16 protein-coding genes are annotated in these 18,320 nt (G+C 60.0%); 9 read left to right on the forward strand and 7 right to left on the reverse strand.

Going from position 1 to position 18,320, the window contains the following annotated elements:
* Positions 1 to 100: 100 nt before the first annotated feature.
* The 3 genes from DYE40_RS01805 to DYE40_RS01815 form a co-directional block, all read right to left on the reverse strand.
* Positions 101 to 571, reverse strand: a complete 471-nt coding sequence (locus tag DYE40_RS01805; protein WP_115307472.1) for a hemerythrin domain-containing protein — start codon at positions 569 to 571, stop codon at positions 101 to 103.
* 161 nt (positions 572 to 732) lie between these two features.
* A complete protein-coding gene (gene xerD, locus DYE40_RS01810; RefSeq protein WP_115307473.1) occupies positions 733 to 1,611 on the reverse strand; it encodes a site-specific tyrosine recombinase XerD in 879 nt (292 codons plus the stop codon).
* A 27-nt stretch (positions 1,612 to 1,638) separates the two neighbouring features.
* A complete protein-coding gene (locus DYE40_RS01815; protein ID WP_115308239.1) occupies positions 1,639 to 2,073 on the reverse strand; it encodes a peroxiredoxin in 435 nt (144 codons plus the stop codon).
* 180 nt (positions 2,074 to 2,253) lie between these two features.
* Here DYE40_RS01815 and clpB point away from each other — a divergent pair, with 180 nt between their 5' ends.
* Entirely contained in the window at positions 2,254 to 4,827 is a 2,574-nt protein-coding gene (clpB, locus tag DYE40_RS01820) for an ATP-dependent chaperone ClpB (RefSeq protein ID WP_115307474.1), read from the forward strand.
* A gap of 93 nt (positions 4,828 to 4,920) precedes the next feature.
* Here clpB and DYE40_RS01825 read toward each other — a convergent pair whose 3' ends face one another.
* Together DYE40_RS01825 and DYE40_RS01830 are read right to left on the reverse strand one after the other, a co-directional pair.
* Entirely contained in the window at positions 4,921 to 5,388 is a 468-nt protein-coding gene (locus DYE40_RS01825; protein ID WP_115307475.1) for a low molecular weight protein-tyrosine-phosphatase, read from the reverse strand.
* Positions 5,385 to 6,488, reverse strand: coding sequence for a conjugal transfer protein (locus DYE40_RS01830; protein ID WP_115307476.1), 1,104 nt, complete (start codon positions 6,486 to 6,488; stop codon positions 5,385 to 5,387). Before DYE40_RS01830 ends, DYE40_RS01825 begins: the two co-directional genes overlap by 4 nt.
* A 296-nt stretch (positions 6,489 to 6,784) precedes the next feature.
* Between DYE40_RS01830 and pheA the strand changes: the two genes are divergently transcribed.
* Genes pheA through DYE40_RS01850 form a run of 4 tightly spaced genes read left to right on the forward strand, consistent with a single transcriptional unit; the run spans position 6,785 to position 9,911 of the window.
* Positions 6,785 to 7,867 (forward strand): prephenate dehydratase, encoded by a 1,083-nt coding sequence (gene pheA, locus DYE40_RS01835; RefSeq protein ID WP_115307477.1) that lies wholly within the window; start codon positions 6,785 to 6,787, stop codon positions 7,865 to 7,867.
* A 17-nt stretch (positions 7,868 to 7,884) separates the two neighbouring features.
* Positions 7,885 to 8,538 carry an LOG family protein gene (locus tag DYE40_RS01840; RefSeq protein ID WP_342345875.1) on the forward strand — a complete coding sequence of 218 codons (654 nt, stop codon included), beginning with the start codon at positions 7,885 to 7,887 and terminating at the stop codon, positions 8,536 to 8,538.
* Entirely contained in the window at positions 8,535 to 9,332 is a 798-nt protein-coding gene (locus DYE40_RS01845; RefSeq protein WP_115307478.1) for a Rossmann-fold NAD(P)-binding domain-containing protein, read from the forward strand. The genes DYE40_RS01840 and DYE40_RS01845 overlap by 4 nt, the downstream gene beginning before the upstream one ends.
* Before the next feature lie 48 nt (positions 9,333 to 9,380).
* Entirely contained in the window at positions 9,381 to 9,911 is a 531-nt protein-coding gene (locus DYE40_RS01850; RefSeq protein WP_115307479.1) for a CCDC90 family protein, read from the forward strand.
* Positions 9,912 to 10,364: 453 nt separating this feature from the next.
* Here DYE40_RS01850 and DYE40_RS01855 read toward each other — a convergent pair whose 3' ends face one another.
* Together DYE40_RS01855 and purM are read right to left on the reverse strand one after the other, a co-directional pair.
* Entirely contained in the window at positions 10,365 to 12,644 is a 2,280-nt protein-coding gene (locus DYE40_RS01855) for an NADP-dependent malic enzyme (RefSeq protein WP_115307480.1), read from the reverse strand.
* 233 nt (positions 12,645 to 12,877) lie between these two features.
* Entirely contained in the window at positions 12,878 to 13,912 is a 1,035-nt protein-coding gene (gene purM / locus DYE40_RS01865; protein WP_115307482.1) for a phosphoribosylformylglycinamidine cyclo-ligase, read from the reverse strand.
* Positions 13,913 to 14,099: 187 nt separating this feature from the next.
* Between purM and DYE40_RS01870 the strand changes: the two genes are divergently transcribed.
* From DYE40_RS01870 to DYE40_RS01885, 4 genes are all read left to right on the forward strand, one after another.
* On the forward strand, positions 14,100 to 15,170 hold the full coding sequence (locus tag DYE40_RS01870) for an AI-2E family transporter (RefSeq protein ID WP_115308241.1): 1,071 nt from the start codon (positions 14,100 to 14,102) through the stop codon (positions 15,168 to 15,170).
* Between the two features lies 1 nt (position 15,171).
* A complete protein-coding gene (locus tag DYE40_RS01875; RefSeq protein WP_115307483.1) occupies positions 15,172 to 15,690 on the forward strand; it encodes a chorismate--pyruvate lyase family protein in 519 nt (172 codons plus the stop codon).
* A 121-nt stretch (positions 15,691 to 15,811) separates the two neighbouring features.
* Positions 15,812 to 16,594 carry a glycosyltransferase family 2 protein gene (locus DYE40_RS01880; protein ID WP_115307484.1) on the forward strand — a complete coding sequence of 261 codons (783 nt, stop codon included), beginning with the start codon at positions 15,812 to 15,814 and terminating at the stop codon, positions 16,592 to 16,594.
* Between the two features lie 425 nt (positions 16,595 to 17,019).
* Positions 17,020 to 18,069, forward strand: coding sequence for an asparaginase domain-containing protein (locus DYE40_RS01885; protein WP_115307485.1), 1,050 nt, complete (start codon positions 17,020 to 17,022; stop codon positions 18,067 to 18,069).
* The last annotated feature ends 251 nt before the right edge of the window (positions 18,070 to 18,320 follow it).

Here is an 18,320-nt window from a genome sequence, read left to right on the forward strand (position 1 = left end):
AACGGCAAAAGCAGCCGTCTTTTTCCGTTTGTGATGGAAAAAGCAGATTGCGCAACAAGCATCTGCAAATACTCCGGCAGATCCTGCCTGCCTTTCCTTCCTATACGGACAGCGTGCGGGCGAAGAGGATGTTGTCTTCCAGCTCGATATGCTCGGCGAGATCGTCGGCAAACTGTCGGGCGATTGTGTAAAGCTGCCGCCACTCTCCGCCTGCGTGTTCGGGCGGCGTAAACTGATTGGTTACGGCGGCAAGCAGGCCGATTGCGCCTCTATGGTCGCCGTGTTCGTGCATCATCATGCGGATCGGCATGGCCGCGCCGCTGCCCGCCCCGTTTTCAATCATGGGAAAGAGGATGCGCTCTTCTTTCATCATGTGGCTGAGCAGCTCGTTTTGGATGGCTTGGACGGTGGGGACGAAGTCTTCGGGAAAACCGGATTCGGTTTCGGCAAGCACAGTACCGCGCCCGATCATCTCGGCAAGCTGGCTGCGGTGGGTGTTGTGGTAGCGGGGGACGATATGGGCGGTAATGTCGTGAAGCGGAGCGGTTTGCCAGGGTGTGAGATCGGTCATTTTGTGATTCCTTTTTAATGATGCCGCCTGTGCTGCGGCTTGCTCTTGGAGAGCTGCGGATTATAGGAATCTTGGTCAAACGGAGCAACGGAGGCCGTCTGAAAAGGGGATGCGGGTTTTCAGACGGCCTGTTTCATGCAGGCCGCAGCCGCGCGGCAGGTTTAAAGGGATCGCGGATGGTGTTCGGCCACAATATTTTTCAGGCGTTCGGCGGCAACACGGGTGTAGATTTCGGTGGTGCTGATGCTGGCGTGGCCGAGCAGCTCCTGCACGATGCGCAGGTCTGCGCCGTGGTTGACAAGGTGGGTGGCAAAGGCGTGGCGCAGGCTGTGGGGGGAAAGATGGCGGATGCCGGCAGCGGCGGCATATTTTTCGACAACCATCCAGGCAAGCTGGCGGCTGATGCCTATCCTTTTCTGGCTGACGAAGATTTCGTCGCAACGGGCATTTTTCAGCAGCAGCGGGCGGGATTCGGCAAGATAGCGTTCCAGCCAGTACACGGCTTCTTCGCCCATAGGAACAATGCGCTGTTTTCCGCCTTTGCCGATGGTGGAAACAAGACCGCGCGGCAGATCGGTATCGGCCAGCCGCAAGCCCACGGCCTCGCTCACACGCAATCCAGTGGCGTAGATTAGTTCGAGCAGGGCTTTGTCGCGCAGGCCGTGGGGCGTACCGCTGTCCGGAGCGGCGAGCAGGGCTTCGATTTGGCCTTCGCTTATGGCTGCGGGCAGGGTTTTTTCCTGCTTGGGGCTGCGCAGGTGTTCGGTGGGATCGGTGTCGGTTTGCCCTGTTTCCAACAGCCAGCCGTAAAGGCGTTTGCAGGCGGAAAGGGCGCGAGAGCGCGAGCGGGGGCTTTCTTCGTCGCGGTACACGGCCCGGGCCAGATCGGTATCTTTTGCGTCCAACCAGCCGCAACCCTGCCCCGCCAGCCGAACGGCGATTTTATTCAGGTCGCTGCGGTAGGCGGCCAGGGTGTTCGCACTGAGGCGTTCTTGCAGCCAAAGATGCTCGAGCAGGCGTTCGATGGGATCGTCGGTCATGGTTTGCACTTTGTCGAAACCGCGTTTTCAGACGGCCTCTCTGCCTTTTTTGAGCGTATCCAGCACTTCGCGGGCGTGTCCTGCCACTTTGACTTTGCGCCATTCGTATGCGATTTCTCCCTTTTCGTTTAATACGAAGGTGCTGCGCTCGATGCCGTAGGATTCCCTGCCGTAGAGCTTTTTCAGTTTGATTACGTCAAACAGGCGGCATACGGTTTCGTCGACATCGCTCAAAAGCTCGAAGCCGAAGCCCTGTTTGGCGCAAAAATTCTGGTGCGATTTCACGCCGTCGCGCGAAATGCCGGCAACGGTATAGCCCAATGCGGCAAACTCGGGCAGCAGCACGTTAAATTCAAGACCTTCGGTGGTGCAGCCGGGCGTGTTGTCTTTGGGATAGAAGTAGAGGACAAGGGGGAGGCGGTCGGCGGATCGGAAGGTGTCGCCCGATGAAGAGGGCAGCATAAAATCATATTTCACAGCAGGATGTCCTTAGAAAAAGGCGGATGGTAGGCCGTCTGAAAACAGCGGGCAAGCTCCGCGCGGCGCAGTTATCCACAGTTTACCTATCTTAACGCTTGACTTATCCACAGCTTGCCCTATATAGCGTGTCATGTCAAAACACTCTTCACCTAAGGAGACACTATGAGATTCGACAAATTGACCGCCAAATTCCAACAGGCTCTGCAGGAAGGCCAGAGTCTCGCGCTGGCAGCCGACAGCAGCTATCTGGAAGCGGGCTTTGTATTGAAAGCCCTGCTCGACGATGCAAACAGCGGCGCGGCCGCGCTTTTGGCACATGCAGGCGTGAACGTGTCGCAGGCCAAGCAGAAACTGAACGCATATTTAAGCGGCCTGCCCAAAGTATCGGGACAGGGCGGCGACATTATGCCCAGCCGCGAATTGCAGGCGGTATTGAATTTAACGGACAAAGCCGCCGCCAAACGCGGCGATGCCTACATTGCCAGCGAATTATTCCTGCTCGCGCTGGTACAGCAAAACGATGCCGCAGGAAAAATCCTGAAAGAAGCCGGTGCCACCGAACAAAACATCAATGCCGCGATTGACGCGGTACGCGGAGGACAAAACGTGAACGATGCCAATGCCGAAGACCAACGCGATGCGTTGAAAAAATACACCCTTGATTTAACCCAACGCGCCCGCGACGGCAAGCTCGACCCGGTAATCGGCCGCGACGACGAAATCCGCCGCGCGATTCAGGTATTGCAGCGCCGCACCAAAAACAACCCCGTACTCATCGGCGAGCCGGGCGTGGGCAAAACCGCGATTGTGGAAGGCTTGGCACAACGCATCGTCAACGGCGAAGTGCCGGAGAGCCTGCGCAACAAACGCCTGCTGGTGCTGGATTTGGCCGCGCTGATTGCCGGCGCGAAATACCGTGGCGAATTTGAAGAGCGCCTCAAAGCCGTGTTGAACGACTTGGCCAAAGACGACGGCAACACGCTGATTTTCATTGATGAAATCCACACGCTGGTGGGCGCGGGCAAAACCGACGGCGCGATGGACGCGGGCAATATGCTCAAACCGGCTCTGGCACGCAGCGAATTGCACTGCATCGGCGCGACCACGCTCGACGAATACCGCCAATACATCGAAAAAGATGCCGCGCTGGAACGCCGTTTCCAAAAAGTTTTGGTGGGCGAGCCGAGCGTGGAAGACACGATTGCGATTTTGCGCGGCCTGCAGGAGCGTTACGAAATCCACCACGGCATCGACATCACCGACCCGGCGATTGTCGCCGCCGCCGAGTTGAGCGACCGCTACATCACCGACCGTTTCCTGCCCGACAAAGCCATTGATTTGATTGACGAAGCTGCCAGCCGCATCAAAATGGAGCTCGATTCCAAGCCCGAACAGATGGACAAGCTCGACCGCCGCATCATCCAGCTCAAAATGGAAAAGATGCACGTGGAAAAAGAAAGCGACGAAGCAAGCAAAAAACGTTTGGAATTAATCGACGAAGAAATCGACGGCCTGCAAAAAGAATACGCCGATTTGGACGAAATCTGGAAAGCGGAAAAAGCCGCTTCCAGCAGCAGCGCCGACATCAAAAAACAAATCGACGAAATCAAGTTCAAAATCGAACAGGCCAAACGCCAAGGCGACTTCGCCCGCGCGTCCGAACTCGAATACGGCGAGCTGCCCAAGCTCGGCCAGCAGCTTCAGGCTGCCGAAAGCAACCCGGACGGCAAAAAGGCCAACAAACTGTTCCGCACCGAAGTAGGCGCGGACGAAGTGGCCGAAATCGTTTCCCGCATCACCGGCATTCCCGTAGCCAAAATGATGGAAGGCGAGCGCGACAAGCTGTTGAAAATGGAAGAAGTGCTGCATCAGCGCGTGGTGGGACAAGACGAAGCCGTACGCGCCGTGTCCGATGCCATCCGCCGCAGCCGAAGCGGCCTTGCCGACCCGAACAAACCCTACGGCAGCTTCCTGTTTTTAGGCCCCACCGGTGTGGGCAAAACCGAGCTGTGCAAAGCACTGGCAGGCTTTTTGTTCGACAGCGAAGACCACCTTATCCGCATCGATATGTCGGAATATATGGAAAAACACGCCGTTGCCCGCTTAATCGGTGCGCCCCCGGGCTATGTCGGCTACGAAGAAGGCGGCTACCTCACCGAACAGGTGCGCCGCAAGCCCTACAGCGTGATTCTGCTCGACGAAGTGGAAAAAGCACACCCCGACGTGTTCAACATCCTGCTGCAAGTCTTGGACGACGGCCGCCTCACCGACGGTCAAGGCCGCACGGTGGATTTCAAAAACACCGTGATTGTGATGACTTCCAATATCGGCAGCCAGCACATCCAGCAGATGGGTACGCAGGACTATGAAGCAGTAAAAGAAGTGGTGATGGAAGACGTGAAAGCGCATTTCCGCCCCGAAATGATTAACCGCATCGACGAAGTGGTGGTGTTCCACGGACTTGATCAGGCCAATATCCGCAGCATCGCCAAAATCCAGCTCAAAGGTTTGGAAAAACGCCTGGCCGCGCAAAACCTGCGCCTCGCCGTGGACGATGCCGCGCTCGATTTCATCGCCCAAGCCGGTTTCGACCCCGTGTACGGCGCGCGCCCGCTCAAACGCGCGATTCAGGCCGAAATCGAAAACCCGCTCGCCCGCGCCCTGCTCGAAGGCCGCTACCCGCCCGAAAGCACGATTCGCGTCGGCGTGGAAAACGGCAGACCGGCATTTGCCTGACCGCGTGTTTTAAAGTAAACACAGGCCGTCTGAAAAACATTTTTCAGACGGCCTGTTGTCTTGCATACCGCAGCGTATTCCCAATCCTGCGGCCTACTCCCGTTCCGCCGCAATTTTGTCCGCCAATGCCGCGCAGCCCGCCGAAACCAGCCGGTAGGTTTCGTCGAAATCGCCGGTGTACCACGGGTCGGGAACGGCGGCATAACCGGATTCAGGAATCAGATCCGTGAGTTTGAACAGCTTTTGCGGATGGCGGCCGAAGCGTTTTTCCAGCTCGGCGAGATTGTCGTCGTCCATGGCCAGCAGGTAATCGAAACGCTGCCAATCGTCTGCCGTTACCCGCCGGCTGGCGAAGCCGCCGCTGTCGATGCCGTGGCGGCGCAGCACGGTTTTCGTGCCACGGTGCATATCTTCGCCGTCGTGCCAGCCGGAAGTACCCGCGCTGGCGCATCGGACGGTATCGGACAGGCCGCGTTCGGCGGCGGTGCGGCGCAAAACGTATTCGGCCATCGGCGAGCGGCAGATGTTGCCGAGGCAGACGAAAAGGACGCGCACGGTCATGATTCGCCGCCGTCGCCGTAGAGCGGATTGTGTCCGGGCAGGCGCAGGGCCTGCGGATAAGACGGCAGCTCCTCGTTTTCGCCCACAGGATCGTGCAGCAGGCGGATGTTTTCCACCTGACATTCCACCAGCAGATCGATGAAGTTTTGCTGGACGGTTTCGATTTTGTCCGTCGGCGAGAGCGGCCAGGAAAAGACTTGCGGCTGCACATCAAACTGGCTTTCTGTGGCGTTGAAGCCGAACATGAGCCTGCCGCCTTCCTGCGCGGCCATCACCACGCCGACGCGCGGACTCTGCATTCTGATGGCGCGGATGGCGTTGCCGGCAAACACATCCAAGGCCATGCGCAGGCGCATATGGCCGGCTTCGATGAGGGCGGCGGCTGGATTGTCGGGCGGCAGCGGATTGGCAAACAGGGTTACTCCCGGCGTTTTCAGGGCTTCGAGCCACACCTGCATCAGCGGCAGGGCGGCATCTTGCAGGTTTTTGCCGAGTGCGGGCACCAGTTCCAAGCCGCCGTAGCCCAGCGCATAGGCAACGCTTACCGATTGCCCTTCGACCAGCGGAAGCTGCTCCGTCTGCGGCAGAGAGGCGGCGAAACCGGCAGCGGCTTCGGTGTTTTGCTTGGCTTTAAACCATTGTCCGGCATTGATTTCCGACATCTGCCCGGCGGTAATGAGGCGCGGCAGCCAGACGGCGCGCGAAAAGGGACGGGTGTGCGGATAGTTGGCCAGACAGGCGCAGAGTTCGGGCGCGGGCGCGGCGGCAGGCAGGGCGGCGGCTTTTTTGCAGCCGGCCACCATCACCACAGGCAGGGCAAACCACTGCACTTCGTCGTCGGTTTTCGCATGCAACACATCGTTTACCGCCGCCATAATCTGCCGGCAGGCATCTTCGTTCGGAGCCATGCTCAAAGCGACGGAGAGATTGAGATAGAAATCTTGCGACAACATTCCGTAAATTTGCGCGCGCAGGGCTTCGGCGGCGATTTTCGCCTGTGCGCCGCCGCCTGCGGCCTGTACGGCGTGCATCAGCAGATCGCGTCTGACCGGTTCGGCGGGATAGGGACGGGTGTCGGGGAGGTAGCGGTATCGGGACATGGCCGGGCTTTCTTTTGCTGGGAAGCTGCTTGCAGGCGGCGGCAAATGCCGCGTCAGGCATTGGAACAGCTTGGGTTCGGATGTGCGGGAAAAATGCGGCGGATTATAGCAAATTTTGCCTTTGAGGCCGTCCGAACGCCGTTTTCAGACGGCCTCTCCCTGCCCGGCCAAGCGTTACGCGCGTTTCGCAGACGGAAGCCTCCGCCTTTGAGGCCGTCTGAAAACACGGCTTCCACGAAGCCGAAACATTCTGCGGTAAAATGCGCGGCTTGATACAACCACCACCGCGAGGGTTTATGAACGCCGAACAAGAACGCCGGCTTCTGCCGCACCGCAACGCCATCGACGAAATCGATGCCGCCGTATTGAAACTGTTAAACGAACGCGCCGTCCACGCCCGCGCCATCGGCCAGCTCAAAGGCACCGGCGTGGTCTACCGCCCCGAACGCGAAGCGCAGGTACTGCGCCGGATTAAGGAAATGAACGCCGGCCCGCTGTCCGACGAAGGCGTGGCGCGGCTTTTCCGCGAAGTGATGAGCGAATGCCTCGCGGTGGAACGCCCGCTCACCATCGCCTACCTCGGCCCCGAAGGCACTTTTACCCAGCAGGCCGCAGTCAAACACTTCGGCCACGCCGCCGACACCGCCGCCTGCGCCACCGTAGACGAATGTATGCGCCGCGTCGAAGCCGATCAGGCCGACTACGCCGTCGTCCCCGTGGAAAACTCCACCGAAGGATCGGTCGGGCGTACGCTCGACCTGCTGGTTTCCTCGCCGCTCAAAGCCTGCGGCGAAGTCGTGCTGCGCATCCACCACCAGCTCCTGCGCCGCTGCGAAGGCCTCGAAGGCGCGGAAAAAGTGTATGCCCACGCACAGGCTCTGGCACAGTGCCACGACTGGCTGAACAAAAACCTGCCCGCCGGCATCGCCCGCATCCCCGTGTCCAGCAACGCCGAAGCCGCCCGCCTCGCTGCCGGAGACGATACCGCGCTGGCCGTTGCCGGCACGGCCGCCGCCGAACGCTACGCCCTCACCGTCCTCGCCCGCAATATCGAAGACGAACCCGACAACACCACCCGTTTCCTCGTATTGGGCAAACAGGACACCGCCCCCAGCGGCCGCGACAAAACCTCGCTGCTGTTTTCCATCCCCAACCGCGCCGGAGCCGCCGCCGCCCTGCTCTCCCCCTTCGGCGCAGCGGGTATTTCGATGACCAAATTCGAAAGCCGTCCCAGCAAAACCGGCCTGTGGGAATACGTTTTCTTCATCGACATCGAAGGCCACCGCAGCGATGCCCCCGTCCGTGCCCTGCTGGACAAATTTGCCGCCGACAATGTTTTTGTCAAAACCATAGGCTCGTATCCCGCCGCCGTCCTGTAAGCACCCCCTGCAAAGCCATGAACGAAATGAACAACATCGCCGTCTACTGCGGCTCGAACTACGGACAAAACCCCGCCTGCTTCCACGCCGCCCGCGAGCTGGGCGCACTGATTGCCCAACGCGGCTCGCGCCTGATTTACGGCGGCGGCCGCATCGGCCTGATGGGCGCCACCGCCGATGCCGTGCTGCAACACGGCGGCAGCGTAACAGGCGTGATACCCACCTTTCTCGTCGAAAAAGAAATGGCGCATCCCGGCCTGACCGAACTCATCCAAACAGCCGACATGGCCGCGCGCAAAAGCAAAATGATCGCCCTCTCCGACGCATTTGTCGCCCTCTCCGGCGGCATCGGCACTTTTGAAGAACTGTTTGAAGTCCTCTCCCTCTCCCAGCTGCGGCTGCACCGCAAACCCGTCGGCATCGTCAATACCGGCGGCTTCTACGATCCCCTGCTCGCCCTGTTGGAACGTACCGCCGCCGAAGGCTACATGCCGCAGGCCAATCTCGGCCTGCTGTGTGTTGCCGACACCCCCGCCGACCTCCTCGAAAAAATGGCCGCATGGCAGCCGCAGCAGGCGCAAAACGTACAAAAATGGACACAGCCCGCATGGCTGGCGGCAGAAATGCAGAGGCCGTCTGAAAACGCCGCAGCCGGAGTGCCGCAGCCGTGAACGCGCCCGCATCCTGCGCCATCCTCGGCCTCGGCTACCTCGGCCGCCCCCTGGCCGAAACCCTCTGGCAGCACGGCAGCCGCGTGGCGGCATGGAAAAAACACCTGACATCCGACGACACCGCCCTGCCGCTCGCCCTGACCTGCGGCGATTTGGCCGATGCCCTGCACAACGGTTTGCAAGCGGCCTTTGCCCATTGGCAGGACATCCGCACTTGGATCTGCCTGCTTCCTCCGTCCGCCTTCAAGCACGCGCCCGACACCTACCTTGCAGCCGTATCCGCCTGGGCGGATGCCGCCGCCGCATACGGCGCAAACCACCTCATCTTCGCTTCGAGCATCAGCGTTTTCGGCCAAAGCACGGGCGTATGCGACGAACACACCTCCCCCGATCCACGCAGCCCGAACGCCCGCCTTCTCCTGACTGCCGAAGCCGCCGTCTCCGCCGCAGCCGTTCCCCACACCGACATCCTCCGCCTCGGCGGCCTCTACTGCGCCGAACGCCATCCCCTGTTTTCCATCCTCGCCAAAAAAAGCCGCCCGTATGCCGCCGAACCGGCCAATATGCTCCACCGCAGCCGCGCCGTGTCCGCCCTTTTTCAGACGGCCTGCACCCCCGACGGACACCGCCTGCGCCACCTCGTCGAAACCCCGCACCCCTCCAAGCAGCAGTTTTACACCGCCCAAGCCGCCCTGCTCGGCCTCTCCGTTCCCGCGTTTGCAGCAGGCGGAAACCGCCGCACCGTCAAAACCCTGTATCCGGAATTTTCTGATATATTGACCGTATACCAATAACAATACAGGCCGTCTGAACAGGTTTTCAGACGGCCTTTGAAAGCCGCCATGCCCGCACTTGCCCTACTCAACAGCCTCATCCGCCTCAGCCCCGACATCCGGCATACACTCGCAGGCTACAACGGCATCACCCTCGCCGTTTCCGCCGCCGGTTTCACACTCAAAGGCCGCTGCACCGCCGCCGGCCTGCTCCGCGCCACCAACCGCCCTGCCGACACCGCCATTACCCTGCACGGGAGCGCGTGGCAGAAAATCCTCGCCGGACATCCGCCCGCCGCCGGCGACATCGCCATAAACGGCGACACCGCCATCGGCCTGTACCTGCTTGCCGCCCTATCCGGACTCTCCGCCGCACCCGCCCTGCGCGAAGCCGCCGCCAAAGCCGCTTCCTGCCTGCAAACCTTAGCCCTCCGCCCCCCGTCCCAAGCCCCCGTCTCCCGCGCGGACTTTGACGAACTGTCCGCACAAGCCGCCCGTCTGCACGCCGACCTCGCCAGGCTGCGCAGCGAAAACGCCGCCCTACGCCGCGATCTCGAACACCTCCACGCCCGTTTGGACAAATTCGACCGCGACTGGTAATCCGCACCGAAGGCTGTCGGCATCCGGCTTTTGCGGCAGAGCGGCAGAGCGGCGAAGCGGAAACGGCAAACGGAAAAACGGCCTGGTGCTTGGTAAGTCAGGGTGTATCGCCCCAAATCGACACACGCGGCTCAGGGTTTTCCCGCACAACAAAACCACGTGCCCCGCTTGGGGCGGTACATCCTTCCTGCCGTGCAAACAAGGGGATGGATATTTTCGTGCTGCTTCACTATCAAATGGTCAAAACACCCTGAATACAAAGGCCGTCTGAAAACCGTATTGCGGGTTTTCAGACGGCCTTTCGTTTCTTGTTCAGCACACGCCCGCCGCAATAAGGGAAACGCGTGCTGCCCAAAACAGCACATCCTGCCTGTGGCAATAAAAAGGCCGTCTGAAAACCGTATTGCGGTTTTCAGACGGCCTTTGTTTACGACGGAAAGCCGTTTGGCGCGTTTACTGGCGTTGCGCGTCCACGGCGGCCAGAGCAATCATATTGACAATGCGGCGCACGGTGGAAATCGGCGTAACAATCTGCACGGGTTTGTTCAAGCCCATCAGGATGGGGCCGACGGTAACGCCGTTGGTGGCGTTCACGCGCAGCAGGTTGTAGCTGATGTTGGCCGCTTCCACATTGGGCATCACCAAGAGGTTGGCCGCGCCTGTGAGGGTGGTTTCGGGGAAGATGCTGCGGCGCATTTCTTCGTCCAAAGCCACATCGGCCTGCATTTCGCCGTCGATTTCCAGCTCGGGATCGGCTTCGCGGATGATTTGCAGGGCCTGCTGCATTTTTGCCGCGTCGTCGTTGCGGTGCGAGCCGTAGTTGGAGTTGGACACCAGCGCGGCTTTGGGCTTGATGCCGAAGCGTTTCATTTCGGCGGCGCACATCAGCGTGCCTTTGGCAATCTGCTCGGCGGTGGGGTTTTCGTTGATGTAGGTGTCGGCGATGAAGAAGTTGCCCTTGTTGGAAATGAGGGCGTTCATGGCAAAGGCTTCTTTTTCGGGATTGTTGTAGCCGATCACTTCCTCCATCACGGCGAAATGGTCGTGGAAACGCCCCATAGTGCCGCATACCAGGCCGTCGGCATGGCCGAGTTTGACCATCAGCGCACCCACCAGCGTGCTGTTGGCTTTGAGGCGGCGGCGGGCCATTTCTTCGGTTACGCCCAAACGTTTGCGCAGCTCGTAATACTCTTTCCAGCTTTCTTCGTAGTGGGGGTTGTTTTTGATGTCGATGAGTTCGTAGTCTTTGCCCGCCTGGATGGTCAGACCCTGTGAGGCAATGCGTTCTTCAATCAGCCTGCCGTCGCCGATGAGTATCGGGAAGGCCAGTTTGTGCGAGGCAACGTGCTGGGCGGCGTGCAGTACGCGCTCGTCTTCGCCTTCGGTAAGAACGATACGTTTGGTCTCCTTGCGCGCCTGATTGAAGACGGGGCGCATGAAGAGGCTGGTTTTGTAAACAAATTCGGTCAGTTTTTCGGCATAGGCTTCAAGGTCGGCAATCGGGCGGGAAGCCACGCCGGAATCCATCGCGGCTTTGGCGACGGCGGGGGCGATGCGGGCGATGAGGCGCGGGTCGAAGGGTTTGGGAATCAGGTATTCCGGACCGAAGGTCAGTTCGGCATCGCCGTATGCGCCGGCCACTTCCGCGCTGGACTCGGCCATGGCCAAATCGGCGATAGCACGTACGCAGGCGAGCTTCATTTCTTCGTTGATGGTGGTTGCGCCCACATCCAGCGCACCTCGGAAGATGAAGGGGAAGCACAATACGTTATTGACCTGGTTGGGGAAATCGGAGCGTCCGGTGCCGATGATGACATCGGGGCGGGCGGCTTTGGCTTCGGGCGGCCAGATTTCGGGCTGGGGGTTGGCCAATGCCAGGACAATGGGACTTGCATTCATGGTTTTCAGCATATCGGTGCTGAGTACGTTGGCACCGGAGAGGCCGAGGAAGATGTCTTTGCCGGACACCGCGTCGCCGAGTACGCGCTGGCCGTTGTCGGCCACGGCGTAGCGTACTTTGCTTTCGTCCATGCGTTCGCGGTCTTCGCGGGTTTGGTAGATCACGCCTTTGGAGTCGCAGACGGTGATGTTTTCGCGTTTCATGCCGAGTGCCACGAGCAGGTCGAGGCAGGCAATGGCCGCCGCGCCCGCGCCGGAGCAGACCAGCGATACTTGGGCGATGTCTTTGTTCACAACACGCAGAGCGTTGAGGACGGCGGCGGCGGTGATGATGGCGGTGCCGTGCTGGTCGTCGTGGAATACGGGGATGTTGCAGCGTTCGCGCAGTTTTTTCTCGATGTGGAAACACTCGGGGGCTTTGATGTCTTCGAGGTTGATGCCGCCGAAGGTAGGCTCGAGCGAGGCGATGATGTCGACGAGTTTGTCGGGGTCGGTTTCGTTGACTTCGATGTCGAACACGTCGATGTTGGCGAATTTTTTAAACAGCACGCCTTTGCCTTCCATTACCGGCTTGCCGGCCAGTGCGCCGATATTGCCCAGGCCGAGTACGGCGGTGCCGTTGGAGATGACGGCAACGAGGTTGCCTTTGGCGGTGTATTTGTAGGCGTTGAGCGGATCGGCATGGATTTCCATGCAGGGCGCGGCCACGCCGGGCGAGTAGGCCAGCGACAGGTCGTACTGCGTGCCCAGAGGCTTGGTGGGAGCCACTTGGATTTTGCCCGGATTGGGGTATTCGTGAAAGCGCAACGCGGCTTCTTTGATCATTTCGTCCATACTGTTTTCTCCTGAAAGGTAGGGGGATGGGCCGCCCGGGAATCATGCTGCGGAAAGCCGCAGCGGGCTTTCGGATACCGGAGCTGCGTTTTCAGACGGCCTGTGAAGATTTGCAAAGGCGGATTCTAACACGCGGCAGCAGGGGCGGGTTTGGGAAATTGCCCCGTATTGCGGCCTGCCGCGCGGCATTCGCAGAGGCCGTCTGAAAACGGTTTTCAGACGGCCTCGAAGGTTCAGCCCACTTGCGTTTGATGCTCGCCGCCTTGGCGTTCGCGGATAACGCCCAGGCGGTAAACCGTTTCGCCTTGTTCGGTTAAAAACGCGGCCAGCGCGTCGGCATCTTCGGCGGCCGCTACCAGCACCATGCCGATGCCGCAGTTAAACGTGCGGTACATTTCCTGCTCTTGGACATTGCCCGCTTTTTGCAGCCAGCGGAACAGCTTGGGAATTTCCCACGCCGATGCGTTAATTTGGGCGACGGTGTTGTCCGGCAGGATGCGCGGTACGTTTTCGGTGATGCCGCCGCCGGTGATGTGCGCCATGCCTTTGACGGTGAATTGTTTGAGCGCGGCCAGAACCGGTTTGACATACAGGCGCGTGGGAGCGATTACGGCTTCGCGCAGGGTTTTGCCATTGTCAAATTCCGCGTCCAAATCGGGTGCGTCGCGCTCGATGATTTTGCGGATGAGCGAGTAGCCGTTGGAGTGCGCGCCGTTGGAGGCCAAGCCGAGTACCGCGTCGCCTGCTTTGATGCTGCGGCCGTTAATCACGCGGTCTTTTTCAACCACGCCCACGGCAAAGCCGGCCAAATCGTATTCGCCTTCGGGATACATGCCGGGCATTTCGGCGGTTTCGCCGCCGATGAGGGCGCAGCCGGATTCTTCGCAGCCTTGCGCGATGCCTTTAATCACGTCGGTGGCGCGTGCCACATCGAGTTTGCCGCAGGCGAAATAATCTAGGAAAAACAAAGGCTCTGCACCTTGAACCAAAATATCGTTCACGCTCATGGCGACAAGGTCGATGCCGACGGTGTCGTGTTTGTCCCAATCGAAGGCGAGTTTGAGTTTGGTGCCTACGCCGTCGGTGCCGCTCACGAGTACGGGGTTTTGGTATTTTTTGCCGATTTCGACCAGTGCGCCGAAGCCGCCCAAATCTCCCAGCACTTCGGGACGCATGGTGCGTTTGGCAAAGGGTTTGATGTTTTCGACCAGGCGGTCGCCCGCGTCGATGTCCACGCCTGCGTCGCGGTAGCTGAGGGATTCGCTCATATTTTCGTGCTTTCAAATGGAAGGGTTGGCAATGCTTGCAAAAACGGGGCGCATTTTACCCGAACTTGCGCCCGCCGTGGCTTTGAGGCCGTCTGAAACGTTTTCAGACGGCCTTCCGGCTGTGCGGCGCAAGCCCCGCCGTGTTATGCTTCGCGCCTTTACCGACCCGCTCCAATACACATTTTTTATGTATACCAAGAAAAAACGCGGCCTCTCGCCGTGGATTAGCTGCACGGCGTTTTTCCTTGCCTTGGGCGCACTTGTCCTCGCCCTGCGCGACATTCTGATGCCGTTTATCGTGGCCGCCGTGCTGGCCTATATCCTCAATCCGCTGGTGGAAAAGCTGCGCGACAAAGGCGTGCCGCGCGGCGCGGCTTCGATGATGGTGATGATGTTTGCGCTGCTGGTGCTGCTCGCCCTGCTGCTGATTCTCGTGCCGATGCTGCTGACCCAGTTCGGCAACCTGACCAACCGCCTGCCGCAGCTTATCAATTTCGCACAAAACAAAGCCCTTCCCTGGCTGCACGCCCATTTCGGCGGCAGCCTGCCGCTGAACAAAGAAGCCGCCGCCCACTGGCTGCAAAACCACAGCGGCGCATTGCAGCAGGCCGCCTCGCGAATCGCCCCCGCCGTTGTGGAACAAGGCGGCGCGCTGGCGGCGGGCGTGGGCAATTTCATCATGCTGCCGCTTTTGCTCTATTACTTCCTTTTCGACTGGCAGCACTGGGCGCACGGCATCCGCGCCCTGATTCCGCGCCGCTTTATCGATACCTACACCCGCATCAGCCGCGAAATGGACGATGTATTGGGCGAATTTTTGCGCGGGCAGCTTATGGTGATGCTGATTATGGGGCTGGTGTACGGCACCGGCCTGATGCTCACCGGCCTCGATTCCGGTTTTGCCATCGGCATGATTGCCGGCATTCTCGTATTCGTCCCCTATCTGGGCGCGTTTACCGGCCTGCTGCTGGCCACAATCGCCGCCCTGCTGCAATTTGACACATGGCACGGGCTGGCTGCCGTATGGGCGGTGTTTGCCGTGGGACAGTTTCTCGAAAGTTTCTTCATCACACCCAAAATCGTCGGCGACCGCATCGGCCTTTCGCCCTTTTGGGTCATTTTCTCGCTGATGGCTTTCGGCCAGCTCATGGGCTTTGTCGGCATGCTGGTCGGCCTGCCGCTGGCCGCCGTCTGCCTCGTCCTCCTGCGCGAAGGCTCGCAGGCCTACTTCGCCAGCCGTTTCTACCGCCACAGATAGCATGAACACCCCGCCCCTTATCTGGCAAAACACCCTGCCGCAGCCGTTCGGGCCGTCCGAACACCCCGCCCTCGCCCGCATCGCCGCCGCCGAATCGCTCACCGCCGCCCTGCGCGCCCTGCCCCACCGTTTTAGCGTAAACCTGCTGCATTCGGGAACAGGCGAAGCAGGGCCGCTGCTTGCCGACGGTTTCCCCCAAATGCCGCAAAAGCCCTTCTGCCGCGACGTATACCTCTGCCTCGACGGCACACCCGTCGTTTGGGCGCGCAGCCAATGCCGCCCCGAATCCGCCTTCTGGCGCAACACCCTCGACTGCGGCACCCGCCCACTCGGCGAAATCCTCTTCGGCGGCATAGCCGGCCTCAGCCGCAGCCCCCTGCAATACGCCCTGCCCCGCCCCGGCCTCCTGCCGCAGGCATCCCAAGCCCTGCTGGTGCGCCGCTCCTTTTTCACACACCAAGGCGAAAGCCTCGGCCTGGCCGAATGCTTCCTGCCCGCACTTGCCGGCTTCCTCCGATAGCGGGCAACAGGCCGTCTGAAAATGCGGGCATAACGCAATTGCCGTTCGGAAAAGCAAATAAAGACAGGCCGGCCGCAAGCTCCGTTTTCAGACGGCCTCAAACCACAACGGAAACAACACCATGGACAAGCTCACCCTCGCCCTGATTACCAAAAACGAAGCCGCCAACCTCGCCGCCTGCCTCGACAGCGCGAAGCCCCTAGCCTGCCCCGTCGTCATCATCGACTCCGGCAGCAGCGACGACACCGCCGCCGTTGCCGCCCGCTACGGCGCACAGTTTCACACCTTTCCCGACTGGCCCGGCTTCGGCGCACAGCGCAACCGCGCCCATACCTATATCCGTACCGGCTGGGTGCTGTGGCTCGATGCCGACGAACGCCTTACCCCCGAACTGTGCCGCAGCATTGCCGAAGCCGTATCCGCCACCCCCGCCGACGGCCAAACCGCCTTCGCCTTCAACCGTCTGAGCAACACCTTCGGCGCATTCATCCGCCACGGCGGCTGGTATCCCGACTGGGTAGTCCGCCTCTACCCCCCCGCTCATGCAAAATACAGCGACGACCTCATCCACGAAAAAGTGCTGCTGCCGGCAGGCTGCCGCACCGGAAAGCTGCAAGGCGACTGCCTGCACTACACCTATGCCACCCTCGGCCAATTCCTGAACAAGCAAAACCATTACAGCACCATCTGGGCGGAGCAGCGTCTGCGCCAAGGCAAACGCGCCGGCCTTGCCGCCGCCTTCCTGCACGGTGCCTCCGCCTTTGTCAGAATGTATTTCCTCAAAGCCGGCTTTCTCGACGGCCGCCACGGCCTGCTGCTCGCCGCCCTCTCCGCCCAATCGGCCTTCAACAAATACGCCGCCCTGTGGCTCGCAGGCAAAACCCCTCCCCGCCAAAACGGATAAGCAAAACACCAAACGCGCCTGTTGCCGAGAGGCCGTCTGAAAACGGGTTTTCGGCAAAAACAGCGTTTTCAGACGGCCTCTTAACAAAATATTCCCGCAGCGGCGGCCGACAGCTTCCTGACAGCCCTTTGATTTGCCCGCAGTATCCGGTGAGGCTTTTTATCCGTATACTTTATTTGCATTGCATCATGATTTTTTCAGAAGGGCTTATCGGCTTATGAATGATTTGAAAAAAGACAAGAAACTGTTTCTGCATCATCTCATACCGATATTGCCGCCATATTGCGGCCTCTATTGTTTTGTTTTTCTTGTTTTTGTTTTTTTGATTCAGGCAAATTCATAAATCTCTTTGGAAAATATGAACCTGCCGCTTTCGCATACCGTCCCAACCGTCTGAAAACAAACGGATAAGCCCCCCCCTTATTATGAAAAAACGCATTTTCGTCCTATACACCGGCGGCACCATCGGCATGGTGCAAAGCCCGGACGGCCTTCGCCCCGATGCCGCCCTGCTCGATACCGCACTTGCGCCGTTTTCACAAATACCGTCCCCGCACGGATCCGACATAAGCGGCCTTTCTTTCGATATGCACACCTGCACGCCGCTAATCGACTCATCAGCCCTTTCCCTGCAAAACTGGCACGAATGGCTCGAGCTGCTGGCGGAAAAAATTCCGCGCTACGACGGCGTGCTGCTGCTGCACGGCACAGACACGCTGGCCTACACCGCAGCCCTGCTTGCCCTCGCCCTGCGCGGTTTGGACAAACCCCTCGTCCTTACCGGCTCGCAACGCCCGTTTGCGGCAAAAAACAGCGACGCACCGCGCAATCTCGCTACCTCCGCCGCCGCCCTCGTCCTCGGCCTGCCGCAGGCCGCAATCGCTTTCAACGGCAAACTTTTCCCCGCAATCGGCAGCAGCAAATGCAGCACCGAAAGCGACGACGGTTTCGCCAACCCGCATTTCGGCACACTCGGCGAATGGCGGCCGCAACAGGGCTGGCAGAATGTCAAAAAGCCGTCTGAATACACGGACGGAACCGTTTCAGACGGCCTTTCAGACGGCCTGCGGATACTGAACGTCAATCCCCGCGCCGAAGTGCTCTGCCTGACGCTGATTCCCGGATATGCGGTACGCGAAGCCGCCGACACCCTCCGCCGCACCCGCGCACCCGCCGTCATTATGCAAAGCTACGGCCACGGCAACACTCCAGACGATGCCGGATTTATCGAAGCCGTCCGCAGCTATACCGCACGCGGCGGCCTGCTGCTCAATATCAGCCAAGTGCCGCACGGCCATGCCGCCGCCGTATACGCCCAGGGCGGTGCGCTGCGTCAGGCAGGCGCAATCTGCGGCGGCCGCTGCAATCTCGAAGCCGCCACCGCACTGATGACGCTGGCCGCATCAGGCGGCTGGAATCAGAAACGTGTGGAAGAAGAACTGGCCGCCGCGCATCTGGCAGAAAGCAGGCTATAAACCCTTAAAGCTATCCTAACGAAACTGCCGATAAGACAATCTGTCCGTGCGTTTTATCCGATACGGCGGAACGGGCGGCAATCACGGGCCGGCCGGCCAAACCCGACTGCCGGCAGCTTTTTCAAAGTGAAATTCGTCCGGGCCGGTTCAAACAGCCGCATATGTCAGAGGAACAATAGAAAAGACACAAGGCAATCAAGCAAATACTGCAATGCCGCAGCTTTTTGATTTTGTGCCGCTATAATCGTCAA

The sequence above is a fragment of the Kingella potus genome (genome assembly GCF_900451175.1).
Taxonomy (GTDB): Bacteria; Pseudomonadota; Gammaproteobacteria; order Burkholderiales; family Neisseriaceae; genus Neisseria; species Neisseria potus.

Bases quoted from the DNA above. Each gene is read 5' to 3' on its own strand.
- DYE40_RS01880 (WP_115307484.1), top strand. From the start codon at position 15,812: ATGGACAAGCTCACCCTCGCCCTGATTACCAAAAACGAAGCCGCCAAC.
- pheA (WP_115307477.1), top strand. From the start codon at position 6,785: ATGAACGCCGAACAAGAACGCCGGCTTCTGCCGCACCGCAACGCCATC.
- DYE40_RS01825 (WP_115307475.1), bottom strand. From the start codon at position 5,388: ATGACCGTGCGCGTCCTTTTCGTCTGCCTCGGCAACATCTGCCGCTCG.
- DYE40_RS01815 (WP_115308239.1), bottom strand. From the start codon at position 2,073: ATGCTGCCCTCTTCATCGGGCGACACCTTCCGATCCGCCGACCGCCTC.
- DYE40_RS01850 (WP_115307479.1), top strand. From the start codon at position 9,381: ATGCCCGCACTTGCCCTACTCAACAGCCTCATCCGCCTCAGCCCCGAC.
- DYE40_RS01875 (WP_115307483.1), top strand. From the start codon at position 15,172: ATGAACACCCCGCCCCTTATCTGGCAAAACACCCTGCCGCAGCCGTTC.
- DYE40_RS01870 (WP_115308241.1), top strand. From the start codon at position 14,100: ATGTATACCAAGAAAAAACGCGGCCTCTCGCCGTGGATTAGCTGCACG.
- xerD (WP_115307473.1), bottom strand. From the start codon at position 1,611: ATGACCGACGATCCCATCGAACGCCTGCTCGAGCATCTTTGGCTGCAA.
- DYE40_RS01805 (WP_115307472.1), bottom strand. From the start codon at position 571: ATGACCGATCTCACACCCTGGCAAACCGCTCCGCTTCACGACATTACC.
- clpB (WP_115307474.1), top strand. From the start codon at position 2,254: ATGAGATTCGACAAATTGACCGCCAAATTCCAACAGGCTCTGCAGGAA.
- DYE40_RS01855 (WP_115307480.1), bottom strand. From the start codon at position 12,644: ATGGACGAAATGATCAAAGAAGCCGCGTTGCGCTTTCACGAATACCCC.
- DYE40_RS01885 (WP_115307485.1), top strand. From the start codon at position 17,020: ATGAAAAAACGCATTTTCGTCCTATACACCGGCGGCACCATCGGCATG.
- purM (WP_115307482.1), bottom strand. From the start codon at position 13,912: ATGAGCGAATCCCTCAGCTACCGCGACGCAGGCGTGGACATCGACGCG.
- DYE40_RS01830 (WP_115307476.1), bottom strand. From the start codon at position 6,488: ATGTCCCGATACCGCTACCTCCCCGACACCCGTCCCTATCCCGCCGAA.
- DYE40_RS01840 (WP_342345875.1), top strand. From the start codon at position 7,885: ATGAACGAAATGAACAACATCGCCGTCTACTGCGGCTCGAACTACGGA.